Raw genomic sequence first — 13,853 nt, 5'->3', positions numbered from 1 at the left:
AGAACAGACCTGCTTCCGGGTTACTAGTTTTTGCGGAGGACCGCGACGTCCTGCCGCCCAGCAACAGAGCCGTTGAGTACAATATCCACCACTTCGAAGAACTCACCCCAGTGTGTTCGCACGTACTCCGAAGTATGGTACGCATCACTATAGAACCCGGGGAAGACGCCCTCCCAGGCATCATTGGAAATATAAGTGAAGCCGCCGCCATCCCGAAGACCGGCGCGGACGCGGGCAGCGTATTCGGCATTGTCCGGGGAGATGACCCGGGACACGAAGTCTTCGCTGCGAAATGTGGGAATAAGTAGACCGCCCGGGCGCAGCAGTCGGTGCCACTCCCACAACCAGGCATCTTGTTGGACCTCGTTGAGGTGAGTCAACACCGAGGCAGCGTAGATAAGATCGAACGTCCCGGTCGCCTCGTTCAGTGGCGGAGTCTCATGACCGTCGTGCCAACGCCCGAAGGGCATATGTGTGCGGCACCATTCTATCGACGGCTGATGCAAGTCGTAGCAGACGAGTTCAGCATCGGAGTCTGCATGGATGGCTCTCAGCACGCGTCCCGCGCCACCGCCGAAGTCCATGATTCGCTCCATGGTTTGCAGTGACGCTCCAGCGTTAGAGACGAACTGGGACAGAGCTTCGGCAGAGCTTCGACCAGTCCGAAGATAGGCGTCAGAGCTTGGAACACTCGTAAAGGCTTGAGCGAGCCAACTGGGAGGTATCGGTAGGCCAGTGTCATCGACGAGCGGGTTGGTATAACTGGGGTCTGCAACTCCATCCACAGGCCGAGCTAGGATTCCGGTAGCATTTGGTGTCCATTTGATAACGTCACCCGTGCGCATGCCGAAATTGTGACCAGGGAGGACGAATCCCTTAGCGGTTAACCGAATGGGGGTGCCGTCTACGGCTTCTTTAGAGATATGGATCGCTTCCCCCTCGAGTGTGGCTTGGTAAGTGCCAGGGGGAGACCACCCCATTTCCTTTAGCATCGTCGGCGGGGCCATCAGTCGTTGACGGGACCGCATGATGCTGGTGCTGTTGGGATTTCGAGAGGGATCCAGTTGCATATCCATACGTCCTGTTAGCGGGATGGGATGGCGAAGGCGCCGAGATCTGTCAGCCGTACTCAGTCGCGGCCGGACTGCTCCCGCATGCTTTGCCGCACTCTTATCTTGTACTCCTTGCGGCTCTCCTGGGGGAGGCTCTTCCAGTCGACTCCCTCTGATCGAGCCAAGCGCGCTGCCTGCCGAGCGACCTCCTGGGGGTCGAACGCGGTGGGCTTGTCTGCCGTCTCGTTCATGAGGCACTCCTCGCATCATTGGTCTTGACTGCCAACCGGAACACTACCAGTCGGGGATCGTTGACGTGTGACGCTTGGGAGCGCGGGCGGGGACCGTGTCAACCACGTCAAGTCAATCGCGTCGCGTGGTGCTTTGCGGAATGCTTGAGCCAGGTTGAATCGACCAGTGCCAAGACAGTCCTCTATTCTTCAGCGAGGCTCTTCAGTGCGAGCGACGAGCGAGTTTGGTTGAATTGCTTGACGACCGAGGGTTTAGGACTGAGGTGACCGTGTTTATCCGGAGCCCGGTCGAACATGCGATTTCCTCTTGCCGACACGGGTGGCGGACTGGCTCTCCGAGAATGCGCGCTACCTCACTGATTGTCTGGTCGACGTGGCCAATGGTGTTAAGCGAAAGGGCATGGACGGGCGGTCGGCAAGACGCTCGCTCTCACCCTGCCGTGAGCATTCTCGACCGGCGTCGGGTGTTCTGGGCAACGGCGGATAGTCAGCGGGTGACGGCTGCCAGGGCCTCGGCCAGGCCGCGGTGGGCGACGTGGTCGATGACGTGAACGCCGGCCGGGGCTTCGACCCGGTAGAGGAAGTCGGGCTCGAGCTCGGCATACAGGCCGGCCCGGAGCTTGGTGAAGACGTCGTACTCGCGCACCTTGCGGGGTGAGCGCTCGGGGTGGAACGCCTCGATGCTGGTCCAGTGCGCGAACTCGTCCGTGTCCAGCCACTTCAGCTCGAAACACAGACCTGGTGGCATCGTGATCCGCTCGGCCTCGGCGGGGTGGGAGCGGATCTCCCAGTCGAAGCCCTTGAGGTAGATCGACTCCGGGCCCATGGGGTAGATCCAGGGTTCGACATTGCGCAGCTTGAGGTCGAGGTACGCCACCTGCGGACTCTCGATGTACAGCGGGTGGTGCTGGAAGAGGACCACGGTTTCCACTGCGCTGATCTGCCATCCGAGGTCCCTGAGCATGCTGGCGCCCTCGGGCGTGAGGACCATGTCACCGTCCCACTTGAGCGAATACCTGGTCTGCACCTGACTGAACGACCAGTTGTAGAAGTGCGTCAGGCTGTGCACGGAGTCGGCTGGTGTCTCCAGGTGCTCGGGGCCACATCTGCTGACCTCGAAGGGGTACTCGACGATGGAGATGCGGTCACTTGCGTCGTTCTTCATCGCCACTTCTGCGCCGACCGTGGCCGTGCCATCGTCCGAGCAGTTGTCGATGAGCACGACATGATCAACGGAGCGCAGCAGCCGGGGGAGAACCCAAGGGAGGCTGCGCGCCTCGTTGCGCACACGCAGGACCGCCGTCATGCCCGGCGGCAGGACGCGTTGCGCCCAGGGCCAGGTGACGTCGAACTCCTCGATCCCCTCGCGGTTCCTGATGACGGGCGAGATCATGACCGGGGAGGCATCTCCCGATCGTGGACGAGGGGGCGAGCCGCGCGGGGGAGCCACTCGCGGGCGACGTGGTCCACGATATGCACACCTCTCGGGGCTTCGATCCGGAACAAGCGGTCGCAGGCGTCCCACCGGCCGGCCTTGATCGCCTGGAACGTCGCGAACTCGCGTCGCTTGCGACGAGTGCGAGAGCTCGTCGCGAAGGCCTCGTGATCGGTCCAATGGGCGAACTCGTCTTCGTCGAGGTGCTTGAGCTCCAGGCACGAGCCGCCGGGGAGGGCGTGGTTCCGGCTACCCTGCGGGACCCGGAGCATCTCCCACTCGAAGGCCTTGACGTAGGAGTAGCTCGAGAGGATGGGGTGGCCGTAGTGCTCCACGTTGTGCAGCCCCAGGTCGAGGTAACCGACCTGTTCACTCTCGACGTAGAGCGGGTGCCTCGGCAGCAAGAGGTTGACACGGGTGTAGCCGACCTGCCAGCAGAAGTCCCTGATCTGGGCCGCTCCTTCCGCGGTGAGCGCCATGTCGCCGTCCCACTTCAGGGCGTAGGCCGTCCGGACGTGCGAGAACGCCCAGTTGTTGAAGTAGACGAGACTGTGCACCGAGTCCGGGGGCGTCAGCAGGTGTTCGGGACCGCAGCGGCTCAGGGCAAAGGGGTAGTCGAGGATCCAGAGCCGATCACTCAGGCCCAGCGCCGCTGCGACGCCGTGGGCGACCTCCGCGGTGCCGTCGCTCGACTGGTTGTCGACGAGGATGACGGCGTCGGTCGCCCGGAGGAGCGGGGCCAGCGAGAACCGGAGGTTGTGTGCCTCGTTCTTGACGCGTACCACCGCCGTGACGCCACGCTGCAGCCCTCTCCCACCGAAGGGCGACCGGCCGAACCGAGGGAGGCCGTCGGTGGGAGGGACGGAGGACTGGACCTCGGTCGAGCCGGGATGCACGACGCCTAACCCCTCAACCGGCCCAGGATCCCCGTGGTCCGGAGTGCTGCGCTCGGGGAATCGGAGGTTTCGGGGGGTGCTTCGGGTGTGCCGGACGTGCGGTGGCTCCGCCGCTTCTTACGAGCCGCCAGCATCGACGACTGCGCGATGGCCTCGGCCTCCTCGTAGAGCTGGACGTACTCGTGGCGGATCTGGTCCAGGGCAGTGTGCTGGTCCGTGGACTCCTCCTCGTCCTTGGCCAGGTTGCCCAAGTGGTGCCACGTCTCGTCGATCAGAAGGCGCAGCGACTTCGGGACGCGGACGTCCTCCCAGGTGGTGTGGACCCGGTGCAGGTCCGGATCGATCAGGTCGTGGATGTTCCGCAGGTCGCGGGCAGAGGCGGAGTTGACGGCTTCCAGACCGAACCGCTGACCCAACCGGTAGATGGGGATGGTCCAGTCGTCGATCAACGACGAGTAGTGCACGAACGCGCGGCGCTCCTCCCGCGTGGCCCGCTCGGTGTGCAACATCTGGTTGATCCAGCTGGCAGCTCGGCTGACGGCGCTCACGTCGGTGGCGTGGGCTGAGTAGTACTTCTGCTTACTGCCCACCACCTCGGACGGCGTGCGAAGCATGATGACGTAAGAGGACTCGATGTTCAGCCTCAGCGTCGCCGAGCGCCACAGGCCGATGAACCACGCCATGCGCGGATCCTTCAGCACGACCTCGCTGACGCCCTCGTCGAACTGGCTCGCGAGCCACTGGAAGGCTTCCTCACGTGGCTTCTCGAGGGCGCTGACCCTCCCGGTGTCGAACCAGGCCTGCGGGCGAGCGTCCGCGACACGCACGTTGGCGCGGCGCAGCATCCGGTCGTGGAAGTCGACGACCCACTGTGACTCCCCGAACCCCTTGGGGTTGGAATCGTCCGGGGGGACTTCCGGCTGGGGTACGCGCAAGCCGAGCGACTGCAGGGTGCACGCGAGTGCGCTGGTCCCGCTGCGACCCGACCCGACGATGAAGACCCCACGCCTGTTCGGCGTCGCCTGAGAGAACTCCGGGCCGGAATCACCGAGAATCACAAGTGGCTCCCCATGGTCGACATCGCCACAAAGGTTACTGCACCGGGCCGCTGGCGCAGCAACTTCGCAAAAATCCCGGACGCAGCGAAAGGGCCTGCTCTTTCGCGTCGCGACACGATCCCCCGTCTCGTCGTCGAAAGTGACCTATGCTCGCCTCCTCATCGACGGAGAATCAGGACCATGCCACGCAATCGACGCCCACTTCTCGCTGCGGCGGTTCTGGTCTCCCTCTCGTTGTGCGGGGCGGCTATCACCGCTGCCTCGGCGGTCGCCCAAGGACCCTCGGTCGCATCGAGCGCGGTTTCGCCCGTCCACGCGACGGCAAAGCAGAGGGCCGCCCTGAGGATGCACCCGCAGATCGTGCAGCCGGGCAGAGGAACCAAGAGGGCCGCCAAGGCGAAGAGCGCAATGACGGGCGTGTTCGCGCCGGCCCGCAAGGGCCGGGCGGTCAAGCTCCAGCGCAAGGCGGGAGCACGGTGGGTCACGGTCGCCCAGGCGAAGCAGAACGGCAGGGGTGAGGCCCAGTTCACTGCTCCCTACAAGCTCAAGGGCAGGCTGCTGACCTACCGGGTCCTGGCACCGGCCGGAGGCGGTCTGGACAAGATCGCCAGCAACGGTGTGAGGACCGACCAGTGGGGCCAGGCCGACTGGACCGATGAGTTCGGCGGGCACGCGCTGGGGGCCGACTGGAACCACCGGCTGCAGGGCTATTCCGCGGTCAGCCTGAGGCGGTGCTCGAAGGCCTCCCCCCGAGCAGTCCAGGTCACGGACGGCGCTGTGCACCTGAGTGTCCTCAACGACCCCGCCCGCCCCACGCTCGAGGACGAGCTCAACGGCACCCGTAAGTGCCGGTACGCCGGCCGCAGTTACGAGTGGCGGCTCAACGGCCACATCGGCACCCAGGACGCCGAGAAGGACTTTCTCTACGGCTTCGCCGCAGCCCGGGTCAAGGTCCAGCCGCTCCGCGGCCAGCACGCGTCGTTCTGGCTCCAGCCCACGGCGCCTGCAGCCCCCGAGGGGTCGGCGAAGCAGACCGGAGCCGAGATCGACGTGATCGAGTGGTTCGGGAAGAACCATCCGAACGGCGGCCTCTCGAGCTTCATCTGGCACTACCCGGACGATGGCGGGCCGGGCAAGACGGGCGTGAAGATCGGCGGTTTCATCAAGAACCCGGGCAGGTTCGGCGGCAAGTGGCACCAGCGGTACCACGTCTTCTCCGTCGAGTGGACCCCGAAGCGGTACATCTTCCGGATCGACGGCAAGGAGACGTACCGCACCGGCAAGGGCGTGTCCGGCCAGCGTCAGTTCCTCATCCTGAGCCTCCTGAGCTCTGACTACGAGCTCCAGTACCTCGGCGGCGAGGACAGGCTTCGGCAGACCATGGCCGTCGACTGGGTCCGCTACTGGGAGCGGTGAACGGCGCGCGGCCGGGGCGTCGTACCGACGATCCCGTCGGGGAACTGCTGGCGTCCCGCCTGTTCGACGAGCACTGGTACACCCTCCAGACCCACCGCGACTTCCGGTCGCGGGAGGAGGCGGCGGCCGACTACGTCCACCGAGGCCAGTTCACAGCCACTCCGCACCCGCTCTTCAGCCCCGACTGGGTCTTCCCGAGAGGTGGGTGGGGCAGATCAGGCGCCGACCCGCTCTCGGCCTATCTCCGTAGTCGTCAGCGACAGCACCGTCGCTCACCACACCCGCTCCTGCACCTGGATCGGTTGATCGAGACCGATCCGGCGGCGGTCGACGACCGACGTGGCCCGGCTGAGCGGTGGCTCGCCTCGCTCACGGACACCTCGCCGATCCCAGGTCCTCGTGGGGCCGAACCCCTGTCGTGGGGGGAGCTCCTCTCCCGGCTCCGGACCGCCACCATCCACCCGGGACGCCGCCCTCCAGCGGCCACCGTGCCCGGCCGGATCAGCGTCGTGGTGCCGCGGGGTCCTGCGCCGTGGATGGCCCGCATGGCGCTCGGGGTCTTCCGCGAGCATCCTGTCCACGACGTCGAGGTCGTCCTGGGTTCACCCACTCCGGGTCTGGGACGGCGGTTGCTGCTCGACGTGGCCGCGGGTACCTCTGCCACAACGGTGGTCGACGTGTCGCCCTCGCACGCCGACGAGCTGAGGTCCTGCCTCTGCTCCGCCACCGGTGAGCACGTCGTTCTGGTCACGGAGGAGACGTCTGCCCCTTACTGGCCATGGTTGGGTGAGCTCGTGGCGCCCCTGCGAGACGACGCCGACACCATCGTCACGCAGCCGCTTCTGCTCGACTCCGAGCGGGTCGTGCTGAGTGCCGGGACAAGCTTCATCGACGGCCGCTTCGGCGAGACTCCGCTGCTGGCGGGAATGCCGGAGGCAGACGCCGACCGCTTGGGCGACGGAACGGTCCCAGGGGTGGGAGGGGTCGTCGCTCTGGCGACAGACCTGGCGCGCGAGATAGGACCCGGACCTGACGTGCCGGCGGCCCATCTGCTCACGGACCTCGCCCTGCGGGCCTGGTGGAGCCGCGGCGGGCGCGCCCGTTGCGTCCCGAGCGCGAAGCTGCTGCTCACTGGGGACCTTCGGTCAGGAGAGCCCGGTCCGCCAATCGCCACGCCCACGCCGGAGGGGGCCAGAGACGTCTGGTGGCGCGCCGGCTACGACGTCCTGACGGACGGCGCTGGTCGCGTCACCCCGACGCCGACGCCGAGGCCGCAGTCAACAATCAAGGAGTCCGCGCCTCGGTGGCGATGGACGATCGACACGTCGGTGACGGGCGGCCCCTGGGGTGCGACGTGGGGAGATGCGTACTTCGCGAGATCACTGGCAGGCGCGCTGGAGGGGCTCGGTCAGCATGTGACGGTCGATAGCCGGGACAGCAGGTCACGGCGTTCGCGAGAGCTCGATGACGTGGTCCTCGTGCTGCGAGGTCGCGACCAGGTGACGGCTGGACGCCGGCCGGGCCACGTCATGTGGGTGATCAGCCACCCCGACGACGTCACAGCGGAGGAGGTGGATGGCTACGAACTGGTGTTCGCCGCGAGTGAGAGCTGGGCGGCCACGAAGTCAGGCCAGTGGGGCAGGCCGGTGATCCCGCTGCTCCAGTGCACCGATCCGGAGCACTTCCGACCGAGCGTGACAGGGCCGAGCGATGACGTGCCGCTGCTGTTCGTCGGCAATGCCCGAGGTCGGCCGCGTCCGGTCATCTCAGCGGCGTTGTCCGCGGGACTCGAGCCGGCGATCGTCGGTGACGGTTGGGAAGGGCTGGTCCCCGAGCACCTCGTCGTCGCCGCTCACGTGAACAACGCCGAGCTGGGTGCCCTCTATGCGAGCGCTGGGGTGGTCCTCAACGACCACTGGGCCGACATGCGACGTGAGGGATTCGTGGCCAACCGGATCTTCGATGCGGTCGCCAGCGGGACCAGGGTCGTCAGTGACGTGGTGCCAGCGGACCCGATCGTCGCCTCTGCGGTGAGAGTCTGGCGCACGCCGGACGAACTGCGCTCCCTCGTCGTGGAGCGCGCGGATCGCTTCCCCTCCCGTCAGGAGCGCCAGGAGGTGGCGCGGCACGTGCTCGCAGCGCACTCCTTCGAGGCGCGGGCGCGCACGCTGGTCGACGAGCTCGCCCTCAGCCGAACACCGGAGGGTCGAGGCTGATCCGCCGTTCTCCTGGACCAGCAACCGCAGGTGGCGGGGCGTGCAGATCCCGTAGTGGGCGGTCCAGGCCGTGGTTCCGCCGTGAGGCATACTCCGGCGTGCAGCAGGTGAAGTGTGAAGGTCTGAGCACCAGGAGTCAGCGCAGATGAGGGTCGTGGGCACGATGATGGTGCGCGACGAGGTCGACATCGTCGCGGCCATGGTGGAGCATCACGTCGCGCAGGGTCTCGACCATCTGATCGTGACCGACAACGCCTCGGTGGACGGGACCCGGGAGGTCTTGGAGGAGTACGCGGCCCAAGGCGTGATCGAGCTTCACCACGACCCGGTGCACCGCAAGCAGCAACATTCTGTGGTCACGGCGATGGCCCGCCGGGCGCGAACACACTTCGCTGCCGACTGGGTGGTCAACGCCGACGCTGACGAGTTCTTCGTCCCCGTCGACAAGCGGTTGACCCTGCGGGACGCGTTGGAGGAGATCCCGGTGGGCCTCTTCGCGTTCACCGCGGAGGTCCACAACATGGTTGGTCCGCCCGCCGAGCGGGGAGCCGGGATCGGTCGCCTCCACTGGAGGGACCGACGCTCCGTGGCCGAGCTCAACCGCGTCGGCATCCACGCCCAGCCGACCCCCAACGCGCTCCACCGTGGCGACTCCGAGGTGGTCGTCGCCCAGGGCAACCATTTCGTCTCGCTGCCGAGCAGGGGTCAGCCCGCGCCGGAGCTGGAGATCGAGGTCTACCACCTGCCGTGGCGTTCCTGGAGTCAGCTTGAGCGCAAGGTGCTGAACGCGGGGCTCGGCTACGCCGCCAGCCCTGACCTGCGACCCAGCAAGAACCACCACGGCATGGCGGACTACCGGCGTTACCTGCAGGGTCGGCTGCGCTATGCGTACCTGCTCCGGACTCCCCGGATAGAAGACCTCGAGGGCGGTGAGGTGGCCTCGTTCGAGCGGGACACCTGGCTCGACAGTCACCTGAGGGCGCTGACCGGCCGAGCCGTGCTGCCCCATCAGTTGGCCAGGTGCTTGGCGGACGAGGCCAGCGACCTGATCGGTCCCGTCGAGCACGCGGAGGGTGCGCACCTGGGATCGTTGTTCCACGGACTCGAGCAGGAGAACCTTGCGCTGGGCGCCCGGCTGGCCGCCTGGGAGAGGAAGGTCCACGCGATGAACGGCCAGATCCGCAACCTGAAGCGCGACACCCGCAGACGATGAGAGAGTATGCGCCACGGGCACACCGCGGCCCACGATCACGAAGACGTCGGACGGGGATTGATCATGAGTGGGAAGCAGGAGAACGGCGTGACCGGGCGTAGCCGCGCCAGGCGCGTGGTTCGCCGCGCCCTGGGGGCCAGCCGACGGGCCGTGCGGCGGTTGGTCCGCATCGAGGCGCCGACCAGCCCACCACCCACCCGCCGGCAACGCTCAGGGGAGGCTGCTCCTGGGTCCGGACGAAAGGCAGGGAAGGGGAAGGGCCGCGCTGCTGGTGGTCAGCAGGCACGGCAGCGGGCGGGGCAGGGGCCCGGCAAGAAGGGCGCCTCCCGCGCGGCCCAGCCACGGAAGAAGGGCCCCGGACGGAAGGCCCCGTCGAAGAAGAAGGCCTCCGCGCCCCAGGGTCTGGAGGTGCTCCGTGACTCCGTCCTCTTCGACCCGGAGTGGTACAGCCTCGTCACCAACCGGCCGAACATGGGCCGGAACCGCGCCATCCGCCACTACCTGACCATAGGTGCCGCGAACGGCGTCCCCCCTCACCCCCTGTTCCATCCTGGCCACCTCACCGAGGAAGCCGACCGGCCGCTCCCGGCCGACGTCGCACCTCTGGTCGCCTACCTGCAGGATGCCGACCTCCGGTCCGCATCGACCCATCCGTTGTTCGACACCAGCAGGTATCTCCGGGACAATCCCGCTGCCGGGAGGCACCCGCAGGGACCACTCGCTCACTACGTCGAGTTCGGCGCGCGCCAGGGTCTCGCGCCCAACGCCTGGTACCGGCCTCGCCCCACCGAGGAGCCGGAGGGCCTGGCGGGTTGGGTCAAGGACCGAAAGCGCGCGCTCGGAGAGGCCCACCGGTCCGGCGGGGCCGAGTGGAGGGCACAGCCGTCGGGACTGGCTGAGGACTTCGTCGCCAACCGCCCCAATCTCGCCCCCGCCATCGACCACAAGGCTGCCCGACCGCTGGTGAGCGTCATCGCCTTCTCCGGTCTCGAGGCACCCACCCTGAAGGAGACGCTCCAGGGCGTCGCACTGCAGACGGTCAACGCGTGGCAGCTCATCGTCGTGGACCAGGGGCACTTCGCCGGGCTGCGGTCGCTGGTGGACGACGCTCTTGGTGGCGCTTCGGTCACCCTCGTGGAGCAGGGCGGACGGTCTCAGGTCGAGGCGATGAACCTCGCCATCGCAGCATGTGAGGGAGACTTCGTTGCCTGGCTCGCCAGTGGCGACACGTGGGACGCCAACCGGCTGCGGCGTACGACAGCACTCGCGCAGCAAGACGGCACCGGCGGCACCTACGACGGGATGCGTCGCCTGGCAGCCGAGGGCCAGGTGCTCTACGCAGCCCGAGAGTTGACGCCGGAGCGGATCCTCAGCGGTCAACGGCCCGACCTCACCCGTTTCGTGCTGCGCCGCTCCGTCCTGGCGGAGGACGGCCTTGACGAGGACCTCCCCGCGGCCAGCGAGCTCGACCTCGTCATCCGGACGCTCCGGGGCCCGGGGGCGAGCTACCTACCGACCGTCGGGGTGACGCGGGACGACGCCAAGCACTTCAAGGCCAACCGACTCCCGCCACGGTTCCGACCATGGCCCGACCACGAGTACATCCGCACCTGGGGCGACGTCGTCGTCAACGAACGACTCGTCCCCTGGGAGGATCTGGAGGCAGCGCCTCCTGAGCCCGGGCTGGTCACCGTGGTGATCCCCACCTACGCGGACTCTCGGATGACCGTCCAGTCGGTGCGAAGCGTCTGCCGGGCCGGCGCCGGCCAGTACCGGTTGCAGGTCGTGGTCTGGGACAACGGGTGCGGCTACGCGGACTCCATCGTCCTGGCCGCGCTCGCCGAGCAGTACCCGGAGGTGGAGGTCCACCACAGCCGGGTCAACCACGGCTTCGGCCTCGGCAACAACCTGGCGGCCCAGCACGCCCGCGGCGAGCACCTCGTCTTCCTGAACAATGACACCCAGGTCGAGCCCGGCTGGCTCGCGCCCCTGGTGGACGGGCTCGCCGAGCCCGATGTCCTGGGAACCCAGTCACTTCTGCTCTTCGCAGATGGCACCATCCAGTCAGCAGGGGTGGCCTTCCCCGCCACTGGCGGGCTGCCCCACGAGTTCCTCCGCGGATTCGCGGCGGAGGAGGCGGAACGCGCGGAGGGCCTGCGCTTCAGCGCCCTGACCGGTGCCGCTCTGTGCGTTCGTCGCTCCGAGTTCTCGGCCATCGGCGGGTTCGACCCCGTGTTCAGAAACGGCATGGAGGACGTCGACCTCTGCCTGCGTATCGCCGCCGGTCGGCACGGTGCCTTCCGCGTGGTCCCGCGGTCACGCGTGGTCCACCTGGAGTCCCAGACACCAGGCCGCTTCGCCGCTTCGATCTCCAACCGTGCGGTCTTCGTCGACCGGTGGAGCACGGAGGCACCACGTGACGACCGTGACCTGTGGGCCTCGGTCGGCATAGCCGTGACCGGGCACCAGATCCGCAACGTCGTCGCCGACGACCGCCGACTCTGCCAGCCGACACCGCTGCTGGCCCGGGCGGACTCCATCGTCGAAGGCTCACCGCGCCTGCGGTGGGCAATCAAGAATCCTGCCCCCGCCGGGTTCGAGGGCGAGCACTGGGGAGACACCCACTTCGCTCGCAACCTCGCCGAGGCACTGCGGAGCCTGGGCCAGCAGGTGGTGATCGATGCGCGGCAGGCGTGGCACCGGGAGTCGGGGTACCTGGACGACGTGACGCTCGCCCTGCGTGGGCTCACCCCGTTCCGCCCGGCCTTCGGGCAGGTCAACATCGGATGGATGATCTCGCACCCGGAGATGATGAGTCGGACGGAGGCCGCGTCCTACGACAGGTTGTTCGTGGCCAGCCTCTCCTATCCCCGCTGGCTGCGGGACGAGTGGGGCATCTCGGCGACCCCGCTGCTGCAGGCCACGGATCCGGAGCGGTTCAACCCATCGCGTGGGATGCCGGACACCGGGCACCAGATGCTGTTCGTGGGCGGATCCCGCCGGCAGTTCCGTCCGGTCGTGAGGTACGCCGTGGAGGCCGGCGCGCCGCTCGCCATCTACGGCAGCGAGTGGGAGCCCTTCGTGCCGTCCGCGATGATCCGCGGCCAGTTCCTCGCCAATGAGAACCTTGGAGGGGCCTATCGGTCGGCCAGCCTGGTCCTCAACGACCACTGGCAGTCGATGCGGGATGAGGGATTCTTCTCCAACCGGCTGTTCGACGCCGTAGCTAGCGGCGCCCGCGTCATCTCGGACGACGTGGAGGGCATGGCCGAGATCTTCGGAAGGTCGGTCGCGGTCGTGCACAGCTCCGCCGACCTCGCCCGGATCCTGGGCTCGACCGACCTGGACGCCGTGTTCGGCAGCGATGAGGAGCGCATCAGCGTCGCCGAGCAGGTGGCGAAGGAGCACAGCTTCCTCGCCCGCGCGCAGACGTTGCTCGAGACCGCGCTCGATCTGCGCGCGTGGCAACGTGACCAGAGAGGTGGCTCGTAGCGCCGCGGTTGGGCCCGTCCTCGTACTTCCGGTAGTGGTCGCCCGAGAGCTGACCCCCGCGCCCGCTGCTGAGGGTCGGGAGCTGCCGCGCGGCGAAAGGTCCTTGATGATCTTCTTCTAACAGCCGCTGGTACTTCGTGTCGAGGTCCGCGACGCTGGCCCGCCAAGCGTCGTACTCCTCCTCGGTCGGCTCGACCAGTTCCACCTTGTTGCCCAGGGATTCGTTGGCCCGTTCGTCCGCGGCCTCGACGTCGTCCCGGTTGGACTCGCTGCCCACGAAGAACCGGATGTTCGACTCCTGGCCGTCGAGCTCCCCGTCCTCAAGGGCGTCCGTGAGCTGGTCGACGGGCACGTTCTCGGGCTTGGCACCCCAGCGAGTCTGGCCGTCCAGCCTTGGCACACGCGCTGACCGCTGTGGAGGTCGGTCCCGTTCCGGCACTCCCAGCCGGTTCAGCCATGCGACATCCGCCGCGAGCAGGCGCTGAAGCGCTACGCAATCACGTCCGGCGCCTGCCCTCGGCTCCCGCGGTCTTGTTCACGGCGCCCACGTCGACCAACGGCACCCCGCGAGTGCCTCGAGACGTTTGCGCAGATTGGGTCGGTACGCCGGAGATTCTGACTCAGCCAGTTCCTCGCGCACGCGATCGAGAAACCGCGGGCTCGGCGCCTCGCCAGCGAGATGGGCAGGAGCGCCGTACCGTCCCCCGGTGACTCGCCCCGCCCGGCTGCATTGTCATTTTGGCTGCCGGGTAGGTGATGCCGCGGTTCGCAACCGTGTCTCGCTGCTGCGCGAGGGCCACCTGAAGGGCCGACGACCCTGTCTT

9 protein-coding genes are annotated in these 13,853 nt (G+C 67.4%); 4 read left to right on the top strand and 5 right to left on the bottom strand.

Translation table 11 applies throughout. From position 1 onward, the window contains the following. Nucleotides 1-23: 23 nt before the first annotated feature. From D0Z08_RS31960 to D0Z08_RS06110, 5 genes are all read right to left on the bottom strand, one after another. A complete protein-coding gene (locus tag D0Z08_RS31960; protein ID WP_182481188.1) occupies nt 24-845 on the bottom strand; it encodes a class I SAM-dependent methyltransferase in 822 nt (273 codons plus the stop codon). Between the two features lie 284 nt (nt 846-1,129). Next, nucleotides 1,130-1,303 carry a hypothetical protein gene (locus D0Z08_RS31955; RefSeq protein WP_182481187.1) on the bottom strand — a complete coding sequence of 58 codons (174 nt, stop codon included), beginning with the start codon at nt 1,301-1,303 and terminating at the stop codon, nt 1,130-1,132. A 487-nt stretch (nt 1,304-1,790) separates the two neighbouring features. After that, nucleotides 1,791-2,696, bottom strand: a complete 906-nt coding sequence (locus tag D0Z08_RS06120) for a glycosyltransferase family protein (protein ID WP_118923717.1) — start codon at nt 2,694-2,696, stop codon at nt 1,791-1,793. Continuing rightward, on the bottom strand, nt 2,693-3,523 hold the full coding sequence (locus tag D0Z08_RS06115; protein ID WP_147381338.1) for a glycosyltransferase family protein: 831 nt from the start codon (nt 3,521-3,523) through the stop codon (nt 2,693-2,695). The genes D0Z08_RS06120 and D0Z08_RS06115 overlap by 4 nt, the downstream gene beginning before the upstream one ends. Before the next feature lie 116 nt (nt 3,524-3,639). Continuing rightward, a complete protein-coding gene (locus D0Z08_RS06110) occupies nt 3,640-4,692 on the bottom strand; it encodes a sulfotransferase family protein (RefSeq protein ID WP_118923713.1) in 1,053 nt (350 codons plus the stop codon). Between the two features lie 408 nt (nt 4,693-5,100). Between D0Z08_RS06110 and D0Z08_RS06105 the strand changes: the two genes are divergently transcribed. From D0Z08_RS06105 to D0Z08_RS06090, 4 genes are all read left to right on the top strand, one after another. Beyond that, nucleotides 5,101-6,108, top strand: a complete 1,008-nt coding sequence (locus tag D0Z08_RS06105) for a glycoside hydrolase family 16 protein (protein WP_182481186.1) — start codon at nt 5,101-5,103, stop codon at nt 6,106-6,108. Next, complete coding sequence (locus D0Z08_RS06100; RefSeq protein WP_118923709.1) at nt 6,105-8,324, top strand: glycosyltransferase family protein; 2,220 nt, start codon at nt 6,105-6,107, stop codon at nt 8,322-8,324. The genes D0Z08_RS06105 and D0Z08_RS06100 overlap by 4 nt, the downstream gene beginning before the upstream one ends. 145 nt (nt 8,325-8,469) lie before the next feature. Then, nucleotides 8,470-9,537 (top strand): glycosyltransferase family 2 protein, encoded by a 1,068-nt coding sequence (locus D0Z08_RS06095; RefSeq protein ID WP_245993702.1) that lies wholly within the window; start codon nt 8,470-8,472, stop codon nt 9,535-9,537. 63 nt (nt 9,538-9,600) lie between these two features. After that, nucleotides 9,601-13,029 (top strand): glycosyltransferase, encoded by a 3,429-nt coding sequence (locus tag D0Z08_RS06090; RefSeq protein WP_182481185.1) that lies wholly within the window; start codon nt 9,601-9,603, stop codon nt 13,027-13,029. The last annotated feature ends 824 nt before the right edge of the window (nt 13,030-13,853 follow it).

Origin of the sequence: Nocardioides immobilis (genome assembly GCF_003515065.1) — a bacterium.
Lineage (GTDB): Bacteria > Actinomycetota > Actinomycetes > Propionibacteriales > Nocardioidaceae > Nocardioides > Nocardioides immobilis.
Note: the sequence above shows the minus strand (reverse complement) of the source record. Positions and strands in the feature narration are given on the sequence as shown.